Annotated in this window: 19 protein-coding genes; 16 read left to right on the plus strand and 3 right to left on the minus strand. The window is 52.6% G+C overall.

Features of this window, described 5'->3' with window-relative positions; genetic code table 11:
* Nucleotides 1-19 precede the first annotated feature (19 nt).
* The 13 genes from iscX (at nt 20) to tsaA (ending at nt 14,971) form a co-directional block, all read left to right on the plus strand.
* The gene (iscX, locus tag Q1A69_RS04510) at nt 20-214 is read left to right on the plus strand and encodes a Fe-S cluster assembly protein IscX (protein ID WP_299581733.1); all 195 of its coding nucleotides are present in this window, start codon (nt 20-22) and stop codon (nt 212-214) included.
* Nucleotides 215-413: 199 nt separating this feature from the next.
* The gene (gene ndk / locus Q1A69_RS04515; protein ID WP_299581736.1) at nt 414-842 is read left to right on the plus strand and encodes a nucleoside-diphosphate kinase; all 429 of its coding nucleotides are present in this window, start codon (nt 414-416) and stop codon (nt 840-842) included.
* A 64-nt stretch (nt 843-906) separates the two neighbouring features.
* Nucleotides 907-2,025 carry a 23S rRNA (adenine(2503)-C(2))-methyltransferase RlmN gene (gene rlmN / locus Q1A69_RS04520; protein ID WP_299581739.1) on the plus strand — a complete coding sequence of 373 codons (1,119 nt, stop codon included), beginning with the start codon at nt 907-909 and terminating at the stop codon, nt 2,023-2,025.
* Between the two features lie 582 nt (nt 2,026-2,607).
* On the plus strand, nt 2,608-4,506 hold the full coding sequence (locus Q1A69_RS04525; protein WP_299581742.1) for a cytochrome-c peroxidase: 1,899 nt from the start codon (nt 2,608-2,610) through the stop codon (nt 4,504-4,506).
* Nucleotides 4,507-4,872: 366 nt separating this feature from the next.
* Nucleotides 4,873-5,652 carry a type IV pilus biogenesis/stability protein PilW gene (gene pilW / locus Q1A69_RS04530; RefSeq protein ID WP_299581745.1) on the plus strand — a complete coding sequence of 260 codons (780 nt, stop codon included), beginning with the start codon at nt 4,873-4,875 and terminating at the stop codon, nt 5,650-5,652.
* On the plus strand, nt 5,642-6,595 hold the full coding sequence (locus Q1A69_RS04535) for a RodZ domain-containing protein (protein WP_299581748.1): 954 nt from the start codon (nt 5,642-5,644) through the stop codon (nt 6,593-6,595). The genes pilW and Q1A69_RS04535 overlap by 11 nt, the downstream gene beginning before the upstream one ends.
* A 100-nt stretch (nt 6,596-6,695) precedes the next feature.
* A complete protein-coding gene (gene ispG, locus Q1A69_RS04540) occupies nt 6,696-7,808 on the plus strand; it encodes a flavodoxin-dependent (E)-4-hydroxy-3-methylbut-2-enyl-diphosphate synthase (RefSeq protein WP_299581751.1) in 1,113 nt (370 codons plus the stop codon).
* A gap of 65 nt (nt 7,809-7,873) precedes the next feature.
* Nucleotides 7,874-9,136: a histidine--tRNA ligase gene (gene hisS, locus Q1A69_RS04545; RefSeq protein WP_299581754.1), complete on the plus strand. Its 1,263-nt coding sequence runs from the start codon at nt 7,874-7,876 to the stop codon at nt 9,134-9,136.
* A gap of 72 nt (nt 9,137-9,208) precedes the next feature.
* Nucleotides 9,209-9,919 carry a tetratricopeptide repeat protein gene (locus Q1A69_RS04550; protein WP_299581757.1) on the plus strand — a complete coding sequence of 237 codons (711 nt, stop codon included), beginning with the start codon at nt 9,209-9,211 and terminating at the stop codon, nt 9,917-9,919.
* On the plus strand, nt 9,919-11,082 hold the full coding sequence (bamB, locus tag Q1A69_RS04555; RefSeq protein ID WP_299581760.1) for an outer membrane protein assembly factor BamB: 1,164 nt from the start codon (nt 9,919-9,921) through the stop codon (nt 11,080-11,082). The genes Q1A69_RS04550 and bamB overlap by 1 nt, the downstream gene beginning before the upstream one ends.
* A gap of 138 nt (nt 11,083-11,220) precedes the next feature.
* Nucleotides 11,221-12,615, plus strand: a complete 1,395-nt coding sequence (gene der, locus Q1A69_RS04560; RefSeq protein WP_299581762.1) for a ribosome biogenesis GTPase Der — start codon at nt 11,221-11,223, stop codon at nt 12,613-12,615.
* A gap of 139 nt (nt 12,616-12,754) precedes the next feature.
* Nucleotides 12,755-14,218: an NAD-dependent succinate-semialdehyde dehydrogenase gene (locus Q1A69_RS04565; RefSeq protein ID WP_299581765.1), complete on the plus strand. Its 1,464-nt coding sequence runs from the start codon at nt 12,755-12,757 to the stop codon at nt 14,216-14,218.
* A 54-nt stretch (nt 14,219-14,272) separates the two neighbouring features.
* Nucleotides 14,273-14,971 carry a tRNA (N6-threonylcarbamoyladenosine(37)-N6)-methyltransferase TrmO gene (tsaA, locus tag Q1A69_RS04570; RefSeq protein WP_299581768.1) on the plus strand — a complete coding sequence of 233 codons (699 nt, stop codon included), beginning with the start codon at nt 14,273-14,275 and terminating at the stop codon, nt 14,969-14,971.
* A gap of 12 nt (nt 14,972-14,983) precedes the next feature.
* Here the strand turns inward: tsaA and Q1A69_RS04575 are convergent, their stop codons facing one another.
* Nucleotides 14,984-15,676, minus strand: coding sequence for a phosphatase PAP2 family protein (locus Q1A69_RS04575; protein WP_299581771.1), 693 nt, complete (start codon nt 15,674-15,676; stop codon nt 14,984-14,986).
* Between the two features lie 316 nt (nt 15,677-15,992).
* Here Q1A69_RS04575 and Q1A69_RS04580 point away from each other — a divergent pair, with 316 nt between their 5' ends.
* Nucleotides 15,993-16,814, plus strand: a complete 822-nt coding sequence (locus Q1A69_RS04580) for an MBL fold metallo-hydrolase (protein ID WP_299581774.1) — start codon at nt 15,993-15,995, stop codon at nt 16,812-16,814.
* Between the two features lie 189 nt (nt 16,815-17,003).
* On the opposite strand, the gene Q1A69_RS04585 is transcribed toward Q1A69_RS04580, so the two are convergent.
* Entirely contained in the window at nt 17,004-17,798 is a 795-nt protein-coding gene (locus Q1A69_RS04585) for a class I SAM-dependent methyltransferase (RefSeq protein WP_299581777.1), read from the minus strand.
* 80 nt (nt 17,799-17,878) lie between these two features.
* On the opposite strand from Q1A69_RS04585, the gene Q1A69_RS04590 reads away from it, so the two are divergent.
* Nucleotides 17,879-18,358, plus strand: coding sequence for a GFA family protein (locus Q1A69_RS04590; protein WP_299581780.1), 480 nt, complete (start codon nt 17,879-17,881; stop codon nt 18,356-18,358).
* A gap of 103 nt (nt 18,359-18,461) precedes the next feature.
* Here Q1A69_RS04590 and Q1A69_RS04595 read toward each other — a convergent pair whose 3' ends face one another.
* Nucleotides 18,462-20,090 carry a di-heme oxidoredictase family protein gene (locus tag Q1A69_RS04595; protein ID WP_299581783.1) on the minus strand — a complete coding sequence of 543 codons (1,629 nt, stop codon included), beginning with the start codon at nt 20,088-20,090 and terminating at the stop codon, nt 18,462-18,464.
* 1,150 nt (nt 20,091-21,240) lie between these two features.
* Here Q1A69_RS04595 and Q1A69_RS04600 point away from each other — a divergent pair.
* Complete coding sequence (locus Q1A69_RS04600; RefSeq protein ID WP_299581786.1) at nt 21,241-22,398, plus strand: NAD-dependent epimerase/dehydratase family protein; 1,158 nt, start codon at nt 21,241-21,243, stop codon at nt 22,396-22,398.
* Nucleotides 22,399-22,456 lie beyond the last annotated feature (58 nt).

Raw genomic sequence — 22,456 nt, forward strand, 5'->3', positions numbered from 1 at the left:
GGGTGAGGAAGCCAAGCCGATGAAGTGGACAGATATTCACGATATTGCCATTGAACTCTGTGAAACGCATGAAGATGTAGATCCGCTCACGGTCAATTTTGTTGACCTGCGCAACTGGGTGGTGGCCCTGCCGGGTTTTGACGACGACCCCGGCCGCTGCGGTGAGAAGATCCTTGAGGCGATTCAGGCCGCCTGGATCGAGGAGCGCGAATAGCTAGACCGGGTTCAGTAGGGTATTGGTATTGGAGTACAAAAGTCGATCAATACCCCGTATAATCCGCCGGCCGCGAAAAGCGGTGATTAAAAATTGAGTACCCCGCGGTGGGTATGAAAGGAATATCACGGAAGAGCAACTGAGCAGGTTGCTCTTTCTATATGTAAGTTCAGTTACAAAAATTAATTTGGAGATAACCATGGCCCTGGAGCGTACTCTTTCTATCATTAAGCCGGACGCAGTAGCCAAAAATGTCATCGGTGAAATCGAGAGCCGTTTTGAAAAAGCCGGTCTGAGCATTGTTGCCATGAAAATGGTTCACCTGTCCCAGGAGAAGGCCGAAGGCTTTTACGCTGAGCACAAAGAACGCCCTTTCTTCAAAGACTTGGTTGACTTCATGACCTCCGGTCCGGTTGTTGTACAGGTTCTGGAAGGTGAAAACGCCATCCTGGCTAACCGCGATCTGATGGGGGCTACTAACCCGAAAGAAGCGACCGCCGGCACCATCCGCGCCGACTTCGCGGACAGCATCGACGCCAACGCCGTACACGGTTCCGATTCCGCTGAATCTGCTGCTCGCGAAGTGAGCTACTTCTTCGCAGATGACGAAATCTGCCCGCGCGCTTAATTTGCGTATTGCAATCGCATCGGCCCGCTCGGGCCGGTGCAATTCTTCCCCCGAGGTGAACCGAATGACCACTGAGAAAACCAACCTGCTCGGCCTTTCCGTTGAAAAGCTGGCCGCCTTTTTTGACTCATTGGGCGAGAAGCGCTTCCGCGCTGTTCAGGTTTTAAAGTGGATACACCAGAATGGGGTGGACGATTTTGCTGAGATGACCAATGTCAGCAAGACCCTGCGTCAGAAATTGACGGAAGTGGCTGAGGTTCGCGCACCAAAAGTGTTGAATCAGTGGGACTCCGCCGATGGCACGCGCAAGTGGTTGATCGAAGTCGAAGGTGGCAATGCCATCGAGACCGTTTATATCCCCGATGGTGAGCGGGGCACTCTATGTGTTTCTTCCCAGGTGGGTTGCTCCCTGGATTGCAGCTTCTGCGCGACCGGTAAGCAAGGTTTTAACCGCGATTTGACCGCGGCAGAAATTATTGGACAGGTGTGGATCGCCTGTAAATCTTTCGGCCAACTGGACCCGAAAGGTCCGCGCAAAGTCACCAACGTGGTGATGATGGGGATGGGCGAGCCGCTGCTCAACTTCGACAATGTGGTCGATGCCATGAACCTGATGATGGAAGACAACGCTTACGGTATCTCTAAGCGCCGCGTGACCCTGTCTACCTCCGGTGTAGTGCCGGCACTGGACCGCCTCGCCGATGTGACCGATGTAAGCCTGGCGATCTCTCTGCACGCGCCCAACGACGAACTGCGCAACGAGCTGGTGCCGATCAATAAAAAATACCCGATAGCGGTATTGCTGGATTCCGCCAAGCGCTATATCGAGAAGATGCCGGATACCCACCGCAAGATGACCATCGAATATACCCTGATGCGCGAGATCAACGACCGTCCGGAGCACGCCGAAGAGTTGGCAGAATTACTGCGGGAGATTCCGGTAAAGATCAACTTGATCCCTTTCAATCCGTTCGATCTCTCCGATTACCAGCGCGTGAGTAACAACGCTCTGCGTCGGTTCCAACAGATTTTGCTCGACAAGGGCTATACCGTTACCGTGCGCACCACCCGCGGCGACGATATCGACGCGGCCTGTGGGCAGCTGGCTGGCAGTGTGAATGATCGCACCCGCCGTTCCGAGCGCTATCGCAATGCCGAACGTCCGGTGCGTATCGTTGGCTGAATATCAACGCCTTTTCTAAGCCTGTGAAGCCGGTCCGTGGTTATTTTTCTGGTCGGCTCGTGAATATCCCTCCCGGTCTGGCCCCTTCTATTGGTGGCTTTTTCTGGCTGCGCTAAGTCAGAACTAAAAATATCCGATTCCCCGAATAACTCTTCCCTGGCGACTGCCAACTTTCCTTACAATTTTGTTTTTAACTTTGGCTTCTAGCTGAGATTGATCCTGTCCAGTTGCCTGTGAGTCTGACTGCGCGGCAGTTGGCGATCTGGATGTGTGGAAGATCCCCTCCGTTTGTATAGGGGCTTCTCATTGCTGAAACCCAATATGAGCCCTGCAACGCTTTGCGACAGTTTCAACAGATTGTGGCAAAGAAACACTTTAGGGTAGCGTCAAACGCATTTAGCGGTAGTCGTCGGTCTTTCTTGATCTACGGTTACCCTTTGGTGTCAACCTGGGCACTTATCCCTGCGTTGATGGTCCAGATTTTTCTGATAATAATTCAATCGACGGGGTTAGCTGGGGTCTATGCAGGCTGCAACATTCCATTTCAAATTATCCACTTCATTACTACTCAGAGTATTGGTCTTGCCACTGTTTCTGTTGGCGGTTGGCTGTAGTTCCGGTTCCTCCGATGGAGGTGACAGCAGTGAAGCGGAAACTGTGGAGGGCGATACGGGCTCCGGTGGCAATACCGGCACAGATTCTGATGATAATACGGGCACCGATACCGATACCGATACCGATACCGATACCGATACCGATACGGATACAGAAACTGGGCAGAGCAGTGCCCCGCAGGAGCTGATCGCCAACGCCTTTTCCGGGACCAGTATCGGCCTATCCTGGCAGCGCGACGGTGTGACTTACCGTATTTATCGCGGCGGTGAAAAAATTGCCGAAACCAGCAGCGCTTTCTATGTGGACCAAGGGTTGTCGGTCAATACCGAGTACAGCTACGCGGTGACCAGCGGTGATCTGGGCAACGACGAGCAGACGGCGCGGGCCAGCGCAAAAACCCTGATCAATAACAGCAATAGCGGTCTTAACAATGGTGCGGTAACGGTACCGGTCCTCGAGCGCCTGGTGAACTTGGACGAATGTAAAAATGTTCGCAGTGCCCTGGATTTATTGGATGAGGATCTGGATATCTGCCTGGAGGCCATGTTGGAATTGAATAACATGGCGGGGCACTTGCAGGATATGCGCGCTTTTGCCGCCAGGGTCCGCAGTGAACAGGAGCCGGCCATGATCGAGCTGGGTATGCGCCTGTTTTACAGTAAATCCCTCAGTGCCAATGACGATGTGGCCTGTGCCTCCTGCCACCACGCCGCAGTTGGCTGTAGCGGTGACAATCTCTCTATGCCCGTTGGTGTGAATCCAGTGGATTCCGCACTGATTGGTCCCGGTCGCTCGGACGGTATCAACGAAGTGCCCATCGTCCCCAGAAACGCCCAGCCTATTTGTAACGTGGGGTTGTGGAGCCAGGGGCTCTTCTGGGATAACCGGGTTGCGCTCACCGATCGCGGAGTGCGCACCGATTCGCGAGATGTCAGCCTCAATACCGAAGCGGCGGTAGGCACAGGTACTCTGGCGCTGATGATGGCACAGGCACACTTTCCGATAACCAATCCAGCGGAGATGGGCGATGTCACCCAGTTCGGTTATGACGCGAGCAGCGATAGTGGCAATACCAATTATCGCGAGGATATAGTGGCGGCCAACCTGGGACGGGAGTCCTGGAGTGCATTGTTTAGCGCAGCTTTTGGTGATGACCAAATTACTTTCAGCCGCATAGCGCAGGCTATCGCGGCTTTTGAAGCGGTGCAGCTTTTTATAGATAACCCATTTTTCGATTATGTGGATGGTGACTCGAGCGCCCTCGACGGTGATGAGAAGCGTGGTGCGATTACTTTTATGTCGGGGAATTCCGGCTGTACTAATTGTCACGCGGGGGCATTTTTCACCTCGGAAGGCCCGCGTCCCGCAAACTATCCACAAATTGGTATAGGTACCGATGAGAATGGCAGTGGGGCAGATCTGGGAGCAAATGGTGCGGGTGCTTTCCGGCCACCAACACTGCTGAATGTGGCGATCACAGGTCCCTGGGGGCACAGTGGTCAATTCGCTACTCTGCGCAGAAATGTCGAGCACTATCGTGATCGCGCGGCCTCCATTAACCAATACTACGCCAATAGTGAAATGTGTGATTTGGCGCAATTTGAGCATCTGGCAAACTGCGCCACTAAAGTGGCACCCAATGGCCTTGCGCTCTCCCAGGCCATTCTCGCGGCCAATGGTGGTGATGCGGGCAATAATCTCAGCGATACGGAGATCGATCTGGTCGTGCGCTTTTTGGGAACATTGACAGATCCAGATGCCGCCAACAGCGCATCCAACTCCATCCGCACATTGATCCCCCCCCGCGATGGTGGACCCGACGGCCGGCAGCTGGATGCAAAAGATGGGGCGGGCAACGCATTGTAGTACTGGAGTCCTACTTCAAAAGTTATTGATTTTTCTGGTGAGCCTGGGGCTCACCGGATTGTCATTTGTGGGGCTAGTCCACGATTTTCTTGATTTTCCAGTGGCTGGGGGCTGGGCTAATTGGAATTTATTAGGGGTACACTGCTGAAACTAACAGTACTTTGCGGCACTATAGATAAAGGGATCGGATTAAAGGACCGCTGGCCTAGACAGCATCGTGATTCAGCGAGTGGGTGGCTCTGAAGCCTCCCTTTGCCGGTGAGGAATCATCATGGCTTCTATTCGGGCTTGCCCCGATTGTGATTGAAACCGGTCTTTTCTTGATCCCCAAACGGATAGATAAAAAATAAATTTACGGGTGATGTTGTGTCTGCAAAATCTTTTGGCCTGCCTTTGCTTGGGCTGATACTCGCCGCTTTGCTGGGGGGATGTGTGACCACCGGGATGCCTGAACGCCGGGAAGTTAATCTGGAGAATGCACTGGAAACCCACGTTCAGCTCGGTATTCGCTATCTGCAGAGCGATGAGAATCGCGAGCTGGCCCGCCGCCATTTCAATAAGGCTCTGGAATTGGGCAGAAAGAACCCCATGGCCCACCACGGCCTGGCTCTGTTGTATCAAGCTGATGGTGAACTGAAAGTGGCGGAATCCCACTTTAAAAAGGCCCTGCGCTACGATGATGACTTCTCAATGGCGCGTACCAATTATGGTGTTTTCCTCTATCAGCAGGAGCGATACGAGGCTGCGCTGGAGCAGTTTCGCCAGGCCTCTGCCGACCTGACCTATAACCGCCGCTTTTTTGCCCTGGTTAATTACGGCCGTACAGCCGGCCGTTTGGGTATGGTGGAGGAGGCCGAGAGGGCCTACACCCGTGCGTTGGCTCTCAATGGAAATCTGCCGGTTGCCTTATTGGAGCTGGCGGAGCTCAAATATGGGTCCGGCGATTATGCCGTGGCCAAGCAGTATCTCGATAAATATAGTGAGAGCAGCCGCCAGACACCGCAGTCCCTGTGGTTGGGAGTCCGGATCGAGAAGGTGTTTGGCAACCGCGACAAGGAGCTCAGTTACGCCCTTGCGCTGAAAAATTTGTACCCGTACTCTGCGGAAACACTGAAATATCAGGAGTTGAGTGGTAATGACGGATAGCAGTTCCGTGCACCGCGACAGCGGCCAAAGCGAATCCAATACACAGCTGTCTCCCGGCACTATGCTGCGCGCAGCGCGCGAGGCGGCCGGGTTATCCCGCGAGGAGCTTTCCCGGCGCCTGTGTATTATTGATAACACCGTGGAGTGGCTCGAAAGCGATCTCTATGAACGCCAGCCGGAGGCTGTTTATGCGCGGGGTTATATCCGCAATATCTGCCGGGAGCTGAGTATTGATTCTGTACCTGTGCTCTCTGCTTATGATGCTGCGCGTCCGAAGCGGCCGACGCGCAAAGATTCGAGTCGTATCGAAATCAAAGCCGATGCTCTGCGTCCGGCGCGCAAACGTGGGCAGGGCTTTTTGGCACTGCTGCCGCTAGTAGCGGTGGGCGGCGTTTTCTGGTGGCTCTACGGGGGCCCGGTGACTATTCCCGCTCTGCAGAACTCTGCCGAGCAAAGTGCGCCGGTTGCGCAAACCAATCAAATACGCTCCGTGCCCAGGGAAACCAGCCAAGAGGAGCCCACTTCGATTGACGTGTCTCTGGCCGAGGCTCCCGAATTGCAGCACCAGGCTGCACCGCAACCGGCGGTAGAGGCGGTGGCGGCTACAGAGGAATCGGCACCTTCTACTGCGGAGATCACCGAGCAATCGATAGAGTCGGCGGAGCAGCTTCCCACAGAAGTCGCCCAGCTGGACAAACAGCTGCAAGGGGCTCTGTTGCTCAGTTTTGATGAGGACTCCTGGATTGAAGTGAAGGACGCCGAGGGCGTTGTACTACTTGCCGGTGTGCAGGCCGCAGGCAGCTCCAAGACCCTGGACGGACGCGCGCCCTTTGAATTGATGCTCGGTAACGCCGGCGCCACCAAGGTGGTTTACCGCGAGCAAACCATCGATAGTGGCCCCATCGGCAACCGCCGGACCCGCCGCCTGATCGTAGGCGATTAAAGGGATCTTCGCGGTTTGGGCGCGAACCCTGTAGGTTTGCGCCCAATCTCTCTATAATCTCTCCCTCGATTTTTTAGCAGCAATACTGCCAGGTCAGCCTATGCAATTTGAATCTCCCATTGTCCGCCGCAAGTCGCGCCAGATCATGGTAGGTAATGTGCCGGTTGGGGGCGATGCCCCAATCTCGGTGCAGAGCATGACCAATACCGAAACCTGTGATGTGGCCGCCACTGTGGGCCAGATTCAGCGCTTAGAGAACGCCGGTGCCGATATTGTGCGGGTCTCCGTGCCCAGCATGGAGGCCGCCGAGGCTTTCGGGGAAATAAAAAAACAGGTGAATGTCCCGTTGGTAGCGGATATTCATTTCGATTACCGCATCGCCTTGCGCGTGGCCGATTTGGGTGTAGATTGCCTGCGCATCAACCCCGGTAATATCGGCCGTGAAAAGCGCATTCGCGCGGTGGTAGATAAAGCTCGCGACCTGAATATTCCGATTCGTATCGGCGTGAACGCGGGTTCCCTGGAAAAAGACCTTCAGAAAAAATACGGCGAGCCCACTCCCGATGCCCTGGTGGAGTCCGCCCTGCGCCATGTCGATATCCTCGACAGTCTGAACTTTCAGGACTTCAAGGTCAGCGTAAAGGCCTCAGATATCTTTATGGCCACCGCCGCCTATCGCAAACTGGCGCAGCAGATTGAGCAGCCCTTGCACTTGGGGATTACCGAAGCTGGCGGCCTGCGCGCCGGCACGGTCAAATCCGCAATCGGTCTCGGTGCTCTGCTGCTCGATGGCATTGGCGATACCTTGCGCGTCTCCCTAGCGGCGGACCCGGTGGAAGAGGTCAAGGTGGGCTGGGACTTACTCAAGAGCCTGCGCCTGCGCAACAAGGGCATCAACTTTATTGCCTGCCCCAGCTGCTCGCGCCAGAATTTCGATGTGGTAAAAACCATGAACGAGCTGGAGACGCGCCTGGAGGATGTCACCACACCGTTGGATGTGGCGGTGATCGGCTGTATCGTCAATGGTCCCGGCGAAGCGAAGGAGGCGGATATCGGCCTTACCGGTGGTACCCCGAGTCACGCCGTCTATGTAGACGGACAGCCGGACCGAAAATTCAAGAATGAGAATCTGGTGGATGACCTGGAGCGCCTGATCCGTGAAAAAGCGGCAGCCAAGGCTGAGCGCGAAGCGGACATTATTGCCAAGGCGTAACGGGCCCAGCCTGGGGCGTCGCATCCGAATCGTTGTATTGAGAAATTAGATATTAAGGAACAGCGTTGAAACAACTTCGCGCAATTCGCGGCATGAACGACCTGCTGCCGGAACAGTCCCCGGCTTGGCAGTATGTGGAAGCCACCCTGAGTGAACTCTTTGGTCGCTACGGTTATAGCGAGATCCGCACGCCTACCCTGGAGGCGACCCAGCTGTTCAGCCGCGCGGTAGGCGAGGCCACCGATATTGTCGAAAAGGAGATGTACACCTTCGAGGACAAGAGCGGTGACAGTGTCACCCTGCGCCCGGAGGGAACTGCCGGCACCGTGCGCGCGGCGATCCAGAGTAATCTACTGATCCAGCCCCAGCGCCTGTGGTATTTCGGTCCCATGTTCCGCTATGAGCGCCCGCAGAAGGGGCGTCTGCGCCAATTTCACCAATTTGGTGTGGAAGTATTCGGCATTGAAGGCCCGGATATCGACGCGGAAATTCTGATTATGACTGCTCGTTTGTGGCGTCAGCTGGGTATTAGTGAACAGGTCACCCTGCAGTTGAACTCCCTGGGTAACTCCGACAGCCGCGCCGCCTACCGCGATGCCCTGGTGGTCTACCTGAGCGAACGCCGCGAGCTGCTGGATGAAGACAGCCAGCGCCGTCTGGAGCGCAATCCCCTGCGGATTCTCGATAGTAAAAATGCGCAAACCCAGGAACTGCTTGCTGATGCGCCCTGTCTACTGGACTTCCTCGACGAGGAATCCGCCGCCCATTTCACCCAGCTGCGCGCGTTGCTGGATGCGGCGGGAGTGAAGTACGAGATCAATTCCAAGTTGGTGCGCGGTCTCGACTACTACGGCAAAACCGTTTTCGAATGGGTTACAGACAGCCTCGGTGCCCAGGGTACCGTCTGTGCCGGCGGCCGCTATGATGGTTTGGTGGAACAGATGGGGGGTAAATCCACGCCAGCGGTGGGCTTTGGCCTCGGTGCCGAACGCCTGGTTCTGATGCTGGAGACCCTGAATGTGCTGCCCGAGAGCTTGGTGCAACAGGTAGATGCCTACCTGGTGGCTGTGGGTGATGTACAATCAGCCGCCTTGGCCGCTGCAGAGCAATTGCGCGACGATCTGCCCTGGCTGCGCCTGCAGGCGCACTGTGGTGGTGGGAGCTTTAAGAGCCAAATGAAGAAAGCCGATAAAAGCGGTGCCGATTACGCACTGATTATTGGCGAAGATGAGGCTGCAAACGGTCAGATAACCGTGAAGTATCTGCGTTCCGACCAACAGCAGCAGACTCTCGCACTGACAGAGCTGGCGGCATTGCTGCAGGGCTGATTCAAATACTCAGGGTGGCGGAGATCCCCCCGCCGGGAAAGTTAGAAAACCACAGGAAAGGCGATTTACCCAATGTCTGAGCATCTTACCGAACAAGAACAAATAGAAACGCTGAAGCGCTGGTGGGCGGAAAACGGCAGGGGCATCGTTACCGGTGTGGTCCTGGCTCTGGTTGGCTATTTTGGCTACCAGTGGTGGCAGGGCGACCAGCGCGCCAAGGCAGAGGCGGCTTCCGACCTCTACCAGGGCTTTATCGAAGCGGTTTCCGCCAACAATGGTCAGCCGGACAACAAGCAGCTGACCACCGCGAAATCCCTCGCCGAGCAGCTGAAAAATGAATTTGGCCGCCGCATTTATGCCAGTCAGGCTTCCCTGCGCCTGGCTGCCATCGCCGCCGACAACAATGATCTGGAGGCGGCACAAGCGCAGCTGGAGTGGGTACTCGACAATACCAAGGAAAGCGCCCTGGAGCTGCTGGCCAAGCGCCGCCTGGCCACCGTGATTGCCGCGCGCGGCAACCCGGATGAAGCGTTAAAAATGATCGGGGGCAGCGTGCCTCCGGCTTTTGCCGCCCTATACTCCGAGACTCGCGGCGATATTCTCAGGCAGAAAGGCGATGACGCCGGTGCGCGCAGCGCCTATGAGCAGGCGCTCTCTGAGTTACTGCCAGAGCAGGCGGGTAGTACTCAGCTGCTGCGCCTCAAAGTTGATAGTCTGGCCGTAGCCAGTGGTGATGAGCAGGAACAGAAGCAAAGCGAACCAGCACCTGAGGGAGACGAGTGATGGGATTTCTGAATCGCGCAGCGGGGCGCACGGCCGCGGTTGCCCTGGCGGTAGCCCTGGGTGCCTGCGCCTCCAATGAGAGCAAGGAAGATGTTGAGCCGGTGGAACTGGCGGATATCACCACCAGTGTTGAGCTACGCGAAGTCTGGTCCGCTGATGTGGGCAGTATCGATGAGAAACGCTACGCCATGCTGCAGCCCGGACTGGCCGATGGCAAGTTGGTAGCCGCTAGCAGCGATGGTGAGATCACCGCTTTCGATCGCAGTAGTGGTAGACCCCACTGGGAAACCGACCTGGATATTGAGTTGAGCGGTGGCGTTGGTGTCGGCCTGGGCCTTGCCGTGGTGGTGGACTACCGCGGTCGCGCTGTGGCTCTGGACCTGAATAACGGCGCAGAGCTGTGGAAATATCAGGTATCTGGTGAAGTGGTCTCCGCCCCTGCGGTTGGCTCCGGTGTTGTCGTTTTGCAAACCGTTGACGGCAAGCTGGTAGGGCTCGATGCGAGCAATGGTGAGGAGTTGTGGAGTCACAACACCACCTTGCCGGTTCTTACCCTGCGCGGCACCGCGGCGCCCGTAATCAGCGGTGGTCTGGTGATCGCCGGTCTCGACAACGGCAAATTGGTTGCCCTGGATGCGCGCGACGGTATTCCCCGCTGGGAGCAACGTGTCGCCATTCCCCAGGGTTCCGCCGAGCTGGAGCGGGTTGTGGATATTGATGGATCGCCGGTAGTACGCGGTGACCTGGTATTTGCTGCCAGTTACCAGGGGCGCGTTGTCGCTCTATCCAAGGAAAACGGACGTGGTCTCTGGGCGCGCGATGCCTCTACGCACCACGGGTTGGCTGTCGGTGGTGGTCACGTCTTCCTGAGCGGAGCCTCAGGCAGTGTGTACGCTTACAATGTGGGCGCGGGCCAGATTACTTGGAGCAACAACGAACTGTTGCGGCGTGAGTTGAGTGGCCCGGCTTACTTTCAGGATGTTGTTGTTGTTGGCGACCTCGAAGGTTACCTACATGTTCTCGATCCCAACTCCGGCCAGTTCATCGGCCGTGAAGAGGTCGATGGCGACGCGATTCGAATCCCCATGCTGGTGGATGGCGACCTGCTGTTTGTCCTCTCGGACGACGGTAAACTGGTTGCCCTGCGCCTCGCACAGAGTTAATCGCACAGTATTGACTTGGCGGGCGTGAGTCCGCCAACGGGCTGAGGCCCGCAAAAGGAGCCTGCACTGCAGGCGAATTGAAATCGCCCGCCCCGTGCGGGCGTTTGTATTTATTTATTAGGCTAAAGCCAGAATTCTATGCTGCCAGTTATCGCCCTGGTCGGGCGCCCCAACGTGGGCAAATCCACACTGTTCAATCGTCTTACCAAGAGCCGCGACGCCTTGGTGGCCAACTACGCCGGTTTGACCCGCGATCGCAAATACGGCGAGGCCGAAGTCGATGGGCACAAGCTACTCCTCGTCGACACCGGCGGTATTTCCGGCGGTGAAGAGGGTATCGATGCGGCCATGGCGCAGCAATCCATGCAGGCCATTGAAGAGGCCGATATCGTCCTGTTCCTGGTGGATAGCCGCGATGGCCTGACACCAGCGGATCAAATGATTGCCGAGCGGTTGCGCACCCGCTCTAAGCCGACCTTCCTGGTTGCCAACAAGGTCGATGGGGTCAACCCGGATATTGCCCTTGCGCCCTTCTATGAACTGGGTATTGGCGAACTATTCCCAACCACGGCCACTCACGGCCGCGGCGTACGCAGCCTGATGCAGCGTGTGGTGGAGGATCTGCCTGAACCGGCAGTGGAAGAGGAGGCCGAAGAGGCCACCGGTATTAAAATCGCCATTGTCGGACGCCCCAATGTGGGTAAATCCACCCTGGTTAACCGCCTGCTCGGCGAGGACCGCGTGGTGGTTTACGACCAGCCGGGCACCACTCGCGACAGTGTCTATATCAATTACGAGCGAGACGAGAAGCCCTACACGCTGATCGATACCGCGGGTATTCGCCGCCGCAAGAATATCAAAGAGACCGTCGAGAAGTTCTCTATCGTCAAAACCCTTCAGGCGGTGGAAGACGCCAATGTAGTGGTTTTGGTGGTCGATGCCGGCGAAGGCCTGGTGGATCAGGATATGCACCTGATGGGCAGTGTGATTCAGGCCGGACGCGCTTTGGTGGTGGCCCTGAACAAGTGGGATGGCTTGGAGGCCGATCACCGCGACTATGTGAAAGCGGAATTGGAGCGCCGTCTGCGCTTTGTTGAATTTGCCGATGTGCACTTTATTTCCGCGCTGCACGGTACCGGTGTCGGACACCTGTACGAGTCTATCGAGGCCGCCTACCAGAGCGCTACGGACAAGCTTTCCACCAACCACCTCACACGTATCCTGCAATGGGCGGTTAGTGAGCACCAACCACCTTTGGTGCACGGACACCGTATTAAGCTGCGCTATGCGCACGCTGGGGGTCAGAATCCGCCGGTGATCGTGATCCACGGAAACCAGACCGAGCAGGTGCCGGCGCACTATGTGCGCTACCTGGAAAAGACTTTCCGCAAGGCCCTGGATCTGCATGGCACGCCGGTGAAAATCGAGTTCCGCACCGGAAGTAACCCCTATGCGGGCAATAAAAATAAACTGACCGACCGACAAAAGGCCAAAAAGCGTCGTTTGATGAAGTTTGTGAAAAAGAAAAAATAATGCTGTAAACGTCAGTCAGTCATAGTGTCGTCAATCCCCCCCTAGTGTTGCACTGCGGGGGGCACATTACGGGTTACTATCCTTAGCGGTTGATCGCGGTGTTGACCGGGATCAGGGAAGACACCATAAGGAGATGGCGATGCTGGAGCTGAATAACCCCGCGCTGCTGCGCACCCAGTCTTATATTAATGGCCAGTGGATCGATGCTGATTCCGGCAACACTTTCGATGTTACCGACCCCGCTACCGGCAAGGTGGTTGCCAGCGTAGCTAACCTCGGTGCCGAGGAAACCCGCCGTGCTATCGAGGCGGCCAATGCTGCCTGGCCCGCCTGGGCCGCGACTCCGGTCAAGGAACGGGCCAAGTTGCTGCGGCGCTGGTACAACCTGATTATCGACAATACCGAAGACCTGGCTAAAATTCTCACCGCGGAACAGGGCAAGCCACTATCCGAATCGCGTACTGAGATTGTCTACGGTGCCAACTATATCGAGTGGTTTGCCGAAGAGGCCAAGCGCGCTTACGGGGACGTCATAGCCCCACCTGCCAACGACCGCCGTATCGTGGTGATCAAGCAGCCGGTGGGAGTCACCTGCTCAATCACTCCGTGGAATTTCCCCAATGCCATGATTGCCCGCAAAGTGGCTCCGGCACTAGCTGCCGGTTGCCCGTTTATCGCCAAGCCGGCTCATGAGACACCGCTGTCAGCCCTGGCGTTGGCGGTGTTGGCGGAAGAAGCGGGTATTCCCTCCGGTATTTTCAATATTGTGGCAGGAGAGTCTGCCAAAGATATCGGTATCGAGATGACCAGGAATCCCCTGGTACGCAAGTTCACTTTTACTGGTTCCACGGGGGTAGGCAAGCAGCTGCAGGCACAATGTGCCGAAACCATGAAGAAAACCTCCATGGAGTTGGGCGGTAATGCGCCGTTTATTGTCTTTGATGATGCGGACCTGGATGAGGCGGTGAAAGGCGCCATCATCTGTAAATATCGCAATGCCGGACAAACCTGTGTGTGCGCAAACCGTATTTTTGTTCAGGCAGGGGTCTATGAAGCATTTACAGAGAAGTTTATCCAGGCGGTGAATAAGCTCACCATGGGTAATGGTTTTACCGATGGCACAGATATCGGGCCTATGATTACTGTCAAAGCGGTACAAAAAGTCGAGAGCTTGGTAGAAGACGCATTACAAAAAGGCGCTAAGACTTTGGTTGCCGGCGGCCCAGCTTCTATGGGAGAACAGTTCTATGCGCCTATGGTGCTGGGCGATGCCAATGAAAAAATGCAGCTGTTTAAAGAAGAAATTTTTGGTCCGGTTGCGCCTTTGTTCAAATTCTCGACTGAAGAAGAAGTAATCCGCATGGCCAATGATACTGAGTTCGGTCTCGCGTCTTATTTTTACTCTCGCGATATTGGGCGAATTTGCCGGGTGTCTGAGGCACTGGAGTACGGCATGGTGGGCGTAAACGAGGGGATTATTTCTAATGAAATGGCTCCATTCGGTGGTGTGAAGGCGTCCGGCCAAGGGCGAGAAGGCTCTAAATACGGTATAGAGGATTACCTGGAAATAAAATATCTGTGTCTTGGTGGTATTGATCAGTAAACCCCGGTAACTGGTTTAAAATGCCCGGCTCATTACTGCTTGCCTGGAAGTTTTATGGTTGTTGAGCCTATTGCGCGCGTGCACTCTTGTTTTGGTGAAAAATTTGGCGTTCCCCGGCAGCCCCAGCTTGCCGATGCCAGTCGCGCCTGTATCGAACTGCTGCCTCCGCTGAATATCGCGGAAGCAGTTGCCGGCCTTGAGGAAAACAGCCATATTTGGGTGGTTTTCCAATTTCACCAAGCCGCTGGGCAGTGGTCCGCCAAGGTGCGCCCCCCGCGCCTCGGCGGCAACAAAAAACTTGGCGTTCTCGCCACACGCTCCCCTTTTCGTCCAAATAACATAGGCCTCTCAGTAGTTCGTCTACTGGAGGTGCGCATCTCTCCAAAAGTAGAGTTGATCGTGGGTGGTGCCGATCTGGTGGATGGCACACCGGTGTTGGATATCAAGCCCTACGTGCCTTACGCCGATGCCCTGCACCATGCGGAAAGTGCTTTTGCTGATGCCGCCCCCACATTAACCGCAGTAAATATCCCAGAAGCGATTCTTCACCAAGCCAAAGCTTATAAAGATGACTGGGGTACCAATCTGCCGAGGTTAATTGAGCAGGTACTAGCTCAGGACCCCAGGCCTGCCTATCAGAAAAACGATCCACAGCGTATTTATGGTATGGCACTGTGCGGTTTCAATTTGTGTTGGCGTTATACAGAGAACGAAATAGAAGTAGTTTCTTTAGACGTGCTGTCAATAAGTTGAGGCTAACGAGCATCAGACTCTGCGTGACCAAAGTTTAAAGCCAATGAATAGAAATACAGTGATACACAACCAGTAGACATAAATCAGTAAATAGTGCTCTTTCACATACCGTAATAGGTTAATTAATGAAGGAGACAGATAGATGGTTAGTGCACTGACAGCTATACCTAAAAGAAGGCCGGCCAAAGCATCGCTGGGGTGATGAACACCCAGATAAGGACGTAGAAATAGTATTGCAGGAATTAGCCAGCCCAATACTAGCACCGACACCCAGCCTAATTGGCTGCAGATAACAATTACGCTGACTGATGTCCATAGTACATGGCCGGAGGGAAAGCTTTCTGACTCTTTAGAGCCGGTACTCAGATCTCTGTTGGTGATTTGAATGCCGAGTTTTTTTTGCAGGTCCTTGTTGGCGTAAGGACGTAACCTTTTAAAGTGAATTTTTATTGGATTAAATATAATATTGCTGACAATCAGGGCAAACATTAACAGGATGGAGATGTTTTCCAGGCGCATATTGCTAAACAGCTCACCGGCGGCGGCAAAAAAAACTACTGAAAGTATCCAGAAAGGTGCATCTCCAATTCGGATTAGTAGTTTTATAAGTTGGGGATTTCTAAAGTCGTGTTGATGAGCCCACTTAAGTAGACTTCGATCTAAGTGGGCTAAATAATTTCCCATTTGCTTAAAGGTACTTTTCATGAAGCTGGAATCTGACTGGTGAGAAGTTTAATGGGGTACCTCTGCTTAATTGCTGTATAAAGACCATTGCCTATTGTAGGTTGCTTTTACTCCATGTCATGCATATCAATAGTGAATGTATGGGAATTGTTTTTAGGTGGAATAAATAATAATCAGACTGTTTGGGCATATAGCTAGCAGGAATTAATTCACAAAGGCTCAAAGCCCACATCAAACGAGGTGGAGTATTAATATGTCACTCAATTTCAAGGGAATTGCAATACCATCCGCTCTGTAATCGCATAAGAATAGCGTCCACTGATTTAGAGGGTACCCCATGTCTGTACGTGAATCTTTTCGCTACCAGGATCTCGATGCGCTGCGGGTTGGGCGCTTTAATCTGGGGGTCAATACCACATTTATTGTCTATAGGCTCAAAGGTACGGTTATCGATACTGGCCCCAGTAACCAATGGCAATATGTCAAGCCATTTATTCAAAGTGCGCCTCTTAGGCAGTTGCTGCTTACCCACCACCACGAGGATCACAGCGGAAACGCTGGCGCGATTCAAAAAATCACCGGTGTACAGGCTTATGCTCCAGAGTTAACGATAGATATATTAAAAAGAGGTTTCCGCATTCCCCCGATGCAAAAACTCTTCTGGGGTAGCGCCGGAAAAGCCGACGTTGCGCTTTTACCTAAAGATATAAGCATTGGCCCAGATAAAGTGGAGCCCCTGTTTAGCCCCGGACATGCCAAAGACATGACCTGCTACCTTTTACCGGAACGAGGTTGGCTATTCAGCGCAGATCTGTTTATTGCCAATTACCTAAAATTTTTACGCATCGATGAAAATATTCCCACATTACTAAACAGTATTAAGAGTGTGCTGGAACACCCCTTCGACGTTATTCTCTGCCCACACCGGGGGGTTGTGGAAGATGGTTGGCAGCAATTGAATAAAAAGTATGAGTATATTTTGAACCTTTCCGCAGACGCCCAAGAGTTTGAAAAGCAGGGCCTACCATTAGACCAGATTACTTTCCGTTTATTAGGAAAAGAGGGGCTGCTCAGTATTATGACTGGTTATAATTTCTGCAAGAGAAATCTGATTGCCTCGTGTTTGAAGGTGGACTTAAATACAATGGCCCGTTTCTAACTTTCCTGCCCGGTGGGCTATAGATAATAAAAGTAAAATATATCCTGCCCTGATGTGCCTGGTTTTGCCTATCTGATCGGCAATGTTGATCAATTAGATGCGTAAGCAATCATTGACAGTGTCAAATATATGTAGGTTTTTTTATATATGCTGAATATCAATATCTTTGCGGGAACGAGCTAAAGTATTTTATGCATCGGCTTTAATAATAAATCGCTTAATTCGTACTCCCGCCTGTTCGCGCATCTGCGGATGAATTTTTTGATAGTAGGCATCCATCACCTGCTGGGAAAACTCCTGTCTTTGTGGCTTGTGCAGATGCCGAAATTGAGGCACCCAAGATAAGAAGAATGTGGTGAGTGTTTCTCGGGTGCCAAAGTTTTCCACATGATGGATTTCATCTATCCTGGGGAGGTAGAACCCGGCCTCCTCGATATAAGTGCGCATCTCTTTTAGGGAGTAATGGTTGTAGGGATCGGAAAAATTCTCAAAATAAGGTTGCCACCGTTGACTGTTTTGGAATTCGTACACTGTATCCCAGAAATGTTCATGATCAACCTGAAAGCCGGCCACAACTTGGCCACCTTTTTTTAAGTGCTTGTAGAAACCATCCCAGACTTTTTTCTGGTCAGCCACCCAGTGTAAGCAGCTGAAAGAAAAAATAATATCGAACGGCTCGTCAAACTGAATGTCATCGGCACTCATCTGCTCAAAGGATAGATTGAGTACCCCGTCGTGAGCAGTGCGTGCGTAGCGAATCATATCCTCAGTGAGATCTACACCGATAATCCTGCCATTGTTGAGGCGTTCGGCCAGGTAACGGGTAATTTTACCATCGCCACAACCGACATCGAGAATCATTGATGCATCTTGATAGTTACAGCGCTGAATGGCCTCCATAGCCTGGCGCCATTGCATGGTGGAGGACTTTACATACTCTTGAGCTTCCCATTTATCGTGTCTGACGGTTTTATCGATAGGCATGGCGGCATAAACCTTGATTATGGGACCGCTAACCAGTCTAGCCTAAATACAGGAAGGTCTTTGAACCGGGAGATTTGACCGTGAAACTCAATGGTTCCTGTCACTGTCAGGCGGTGCGCTTTAGTCTTGAGTGCCGACAGTCTTATCCCTTTTGCCGCTGTTACTGTTCGATTTGCTGTAAGACCGCCGGGGGCGGCGGTTATGCGGTAAACCTTGGCGGGGATTACCAATCGATGACGGTGAGGGGAGAAGAGTATATATCGGTCTATCAGGCTCGGCTTGAAAATGCCTCAGACGGCATTCACATCAGTCCGGCACGACGCCATTTTTGTTCAAAATGTGGCAGTGCCCTCTGGCTGTGGGACCCGCGCTGGCCCGAGTTGGTGCACCCATTGGCCTCTGCAATCGATACCGCCTTACCCGTCCCCCCCGAGCGAACTCATCTATTGCTGGCCTTTGCCAAAGAATGGGTGGAGCCGGATATTCGAGCAGGGGATAAGCTGTTCGATGGCTATCCAGATGAGTCGCTGGAGGAGTGGCATTGCCGCCACAACTTATAGGCAGGTGCTAAGGTTTGCGGGGCCGAAGTAAAGTCAGCGTCGATACAAATAAGCGGGGCAGGCCAGCTGGCCTGCCCCGCTTGCAGAGCGGATTTTTTGTGACTTATTCTGGAGCCAGGTAGAGCACCAGGTTATCCAGGAAACTTAAGAGATCGGCTTTGTCCGCATCGCTAAGGGCTTCAAACTGCTCCTTACTGGATCGTGCATCACCGCCGTGATACAGGATGGCTTCTGTCATGGTGGTGGCGCGGCCATCGTGTAGGTAGGGCGCAGTAGAACCTACCCCCCAAAGGTTTTCGGTGAGAAAGACAGAGGCTCCCACGTTCCCTTCATCAAACTCCTCGGCGAGAAATCTGCCCATATCGTGGCGTTTTAGGTCTCCATAGAGGCGTACGATTGCCCCACCACTTTCGGTTTCTTCAAATTGTCCCAGCGTTTGACCAGAGGGTAGTTCCTGGGGGTTATCGAGAATATCGGTAAGCAGGTTGAACTGCAGGGAGGTGCTGGGCAGCCCGGCGATATTCCCGGCGGGATAAGTTTCGTCACGATAACTGGCGTGCTTTGACGGTTCGTAGAAAACCGGAGAGGCTACTTCCATTTTCGGGGAGTGGCAGGAGGCGCAGTCAATAGAATTGAAAACTTCTTCACCATTTTGAATGCTGGCGATATCTGCCTCGCTGAGTGGGAGTCCGTAGGTCGCTTGTTCTTCTTCGTTGAGGGTATTGACAACAGTGTTGAGTTCCAGCTTAGTGACAGGGCGCGGTTGGGCTGCGTTATAGATCGCCAGTGCAGTGATATCCCCAATGCTCAGCTCATTGGTAATAGAATCGAAATCACTGTCGGCATCGCCCACTAGCTCGGTGGCTTGCATGCCAAGTTCCTGGTGTGCGGCACCCCGTACAAAAGCGCGCACAAAGCCGGTTAAGCCCTTCCACTCAAAGGGGCGTACAACGAGGTCTGTGTTGATGCCGACGAGGTTGTCATAGTTAACCTCTTCACAGGAGACGGCGATTTCACCAAAGTTTACCCCTTTAGCCACCATTTCCACAGTGGCGTCATTGCCAGAGGTACAGCTGTCTGCCACGGCTTGGTCTCTTAAAGAGTGCAGCTCTGTAGTCATTTCTTCGGCGACCAACTGTACTGCGCCCATACCAAACAGGTGGGGGGAATTCCGCTCAATGAAGCCCTTCTGTTTGCGCTCCGGATCCATACGGATCACATTGTCACTCACGCCACCGCCACCATCGGCGACAGGAACATTGTGGCAACTGATACAGGAGTCACCATTGGGGCCGGTTGCCCGGTGCGGTAGGATGTTAGCCCAGGCTTTTGGGCCCCTGAGGTCAGGGCGCGGGAAGCTGGTAAAGCGTTTGCCGTTGCCGACATTCACTCCCACGCCATCTAGGGCGTTGTAGTTCATTTCAAACAATTCATCACCTTCCTCAAAGGCGTGCACATAGGCTTCGATAGGGTCCATGGCCTCCAGCTCAGCCTGATCTATGTGGCCACCGAGATGAATTTCTACCGCGCCAGCCTCGAGAATCTGTACGGTGTTAAAGATGGCACTGAAATCAAAAGGTTGCTGTCTTTGCGGTCGCGGGCCTTTTCTCGCACTTTTAGGCACCCTGTGTTTATCGTGTTTGGAACCAAAATCCGCAAATGTCGGCGGTGCGGTAAATGTTAGGGCAGATATTGCCAGGGAAATAGGCAATAGGTGTCTTTTGGAAATCATCAGCGATATCTCCCGGTACTCAATAGATATATATGGAGTAGAATTCTTATTGAGATGCCCAGGTAGTCAGCATAAAAATTCTTCCTGTAGCTGCCCAGCCAGTCGCAGGAAAAAATGCTAAAGAGGCGGAAAGTGTAGACCTCTTTAATCTCACAAGGAGCATCTCGATAAAGTTAAAATGCATCCCTGCACGACACTAACGGTTTATTCGAAAGTGTTGTTAGGCACAAAAAATGGGAGATTTAGTGAGGGCGCCCTTTTCAGGTGGCGACTGCACTATGCTAGGGCTAATGCCCCGCGAACGACCCCGATTATTTATTTTTGCCCATAACCCTCTGCGCATTTGCACAGACCTGTTGTATTTTTCTTACATGTCTTAGTTGTCGTATCTGTATTTGGAGTTCCCAATTTTGAAGAAAATAAAAAAGTTGTTTTTCGGTGACAGGGAGGCCTGGTAAAGCTGCCTCGAGGCTGCCCCATCAGCAATGAGTCTCTTATCCAAGTGGAGATTAATTTGTGTTAAAAATCCTGGAGCAAGTTTCCCAAAATTAGTTTGCAAGGTTGTTCCGCTTATCGGGAGCCTTCCCAAAGGAGAGCTTGCCTGGGGACTAATGGTTCAAGCGGTAGAGTGGTTGTGTAACTATTGTTATATCAATTGCCATAATCAAAAATGATTGCCTGTCTTTAATAGAGGTTACGTTATCGAATAGCGCCCCCATTGGCGTATACCTCCGAAATGCGTGGCGTTCATTTTCAGAATGTCGGGCTTAATCCTTTGTCAGTTAATGGAAAATAAAAAATTGGCGTCATATTCCTTTCATTGGCGCAATTTCATTCTTTGTCGCCATATATTTCACACGGCAAAGAGTGAGATAGTTCTATTAGATTTAGCTGTCATGTTTGGCGGGGTAAACCGGTGCAAAGGCAGTCAATGAGAGTCACCAATAGGCGAATGGATTTTGCTCTTGGATTGGAAGCCGTAACAGTAGGGGAGATCAGGTCATAAATCCCTACTTGCGGTGATAGCCGGAGGCCAGGTCAATTATTGATATAAAGCCGTATCGAGTATCTGGGGATTATCTGGGGCTGGTTAGGTGTTGGGGCTCACTCCGGGTATAAAGTCATTTCTTGTCAAAGGGAAGAGGTTAGGGTGAGAAAGGTACTAGTTCTTGGTGGGGACGGATTCTGTGGGTGGCCGACATCTCTCCATCTTTCTGAAGCGGGATATGAAGTAATTATTGTCGATGACTTTTCCAGAAGAAAAACAGATATAGAGTTGGAGGTTGAATCGCTGACACCTATTCGGCCTCTCGGTGAGCGACTTAAAGTTTGGCGGGACGTGTCGGGCAATAAGATTCGGCATATTACTATCTCAATTGGTAAAGAGTATCGCAGGCTTTTAGAATTACTGATTACGGAAAAACCAGAGGCTATAGTACATTTCGCTGAACAGCGATCAGCGCCTTATTCTATGAAGTCATCCGGCCACAGGCGTTTGACTGTTAATAAAAACCTAAGTGCAACAAACGATATTCTTGCGGCGATTGTCGAAAGTAAATTGGACATACATCTTGTTCATTTAGGCACAATGGGTGTCTATGGATACGGTACAGCGGGTATAAAAATTCCGGAAGGCTACCTTAAAGTACAGGTTGAAGAGGGTGGAAAAGTTACTGATGGAGAAATACTGTATCCCTCTAATCCTGGCTCTATCTATCACATGACCAAAGCTCAGGATCAGTTACTTTTTTCTTTTTATAATAAAAATGATGAACTGCGTATCACGGATTTACATCAGGGAATTGTTTGGGGTACTCAAACACCACAAACCCGGAGAGATGAGTATCTAATCAATCGATTTGATTACGATGGTGACTACGGTACCGTATTGAATCGCTTTCTCATGCAGGCGGCCATTAATTATCCGCTTACGGTACATGGAACAGGTGGTCAGAAACGTGCTTTTATCCATATACAGGATACGTGCCGCTGTATTCAGTTAGCGATTGAACATCCACCAGAAAAGAAAGACCGAGTAAAAATATTAAATCAGATGACAGAGATTCACCGGGTCAGGGACTTAGCTCAATTGATCGCAGAGAAAACCGGTGTAGGTATTGCTTATCTGGATAATCCAAGAAAGGAGTCCGCTGAGAATGATCTACTGGTAATTAATGATCAGTTGCTGGAGATGGGCTTAAAACCGACAACACTAAATAAAGAGCTTATGACAGAGGTAGAGCAGGTCGCAAGGAAATATTCCAGTCGATGTGATCAGGATAAAATTCCGTGTCTTTCAGAATGGTAGGTGTTAACTGACCTCAGGTTTTGGATTAGAGGTGTTAGATTGAATTGTCATTTTATCT

Origin of the sequence: uncultured Microbulbifer sp., from assembly GCF_947498635.1 — a bacterium.
Classification (GTDB): domain Bacteria; phylum Pseudomonadota; class Gammaproteobacteria; order Pseudomonadales; family Cellvibrionaceae; genus Microbulbifer; species Microbulbifer echini.

Excerpts from the sequence above, each read along its gene's own strand:
- iscX (WP_299581733.1), top strand. The coding sequence starts at position 20 with ATGAAGTGGACAGATATTCACGATATTGCCATTGAACTCTGTGAAACG.
- ndk (WP_299581736.1), top strand. The coding sequence starts at position 414 with ATGGCCCTGGAGCGTACTCTTTCTATCATTAAGCCGGACGCAGTAGCC.
- rlmN (WP_299581739.1), top strand. The coding sequence starts at position 907 with ATGACCACTGAGAAAACCAACCTGCTCGGCCTTTCCGTTGAAAAGCTG.
- Q1A69_RS04535 (WP_299581748.1), top strand. The coding sequence starts at position 5,642 with ATGACGGATAGCAGTTCCGTGCACCGCGACAGCGGCCAAAGCGAATCC.
- ispG (WP_299581751.1), top strand. The coding sequence starts at position 6,696 with ATGCAATTTGAATCTCCCATTGTCCGCCGCAAGTCGCGCCAGATCATG.
- Q1A69_RS04550 (WP_299581757.1), top strand. The coding sequence starts at position 9,209 with ATGTCTGAGCATCTTACCGAACAAGAACAAATAGAAACGCTGAAGCGC.
- bamB (WP_299581760.1), top strand. The coding sequence starts at position 9,919 with ATGGGATTTCTGAATCGCGCAGCGGGGCGCACGGCCGCGGTTGCCCTG.
- der (WP_299581762.1), top strand. The coding sequence starts at position 11,221 with ATGCTGCCAGTTATCGCCCTGGTCGGGCGCCCCAACGTGGGCAAATCC.
- Q1A69_RS04565 (WP_299581765.1), top strand. The coding sequence starts at position 12,755 with ATGCTGGAGCTGAATAACCCCGCGCTGCTGCGCACCCAGTCTTATATT.
- tsaA (WP_299581768.1), top strand. The coding sequence starts at position 14,273 with ATGGTTGTTGAGCCTATTGCGCGCGTGCACTCTTGTTTTGGTGAAAAA.
- Q1A69_RS04575 (WP_299581771.1), bottom strand. The coding sequence starts at position 15,676 with ATGAAAAGTACCTTTAAGCAAATGGGAAATTATTTAGCCCACTTAGAT.
- Q1A69_RS04580 (WP_299581774.1), top strand. The coding sequence starts at position 15,993 with ATGTCTGTACGTGAATCTTTTCGCTACCAGGATCTCGATGCGCTGCGG.
- Q1A69_RS04585 (WP_299581777.1), bottom strand. The coding sequence starts at position 17,798 with ATGCCTATCGATAAAACCGTCAGACACGATAAATGGGAAGCTCAAGAG.
- Q1A69_RS04595 (WP_299581783.1), bottom strand. The coding sequence starts at position 20,090 with ATGATTTCCAAAAGACACCTATTGCCTATTTCCCTGGCAATATCTGCC.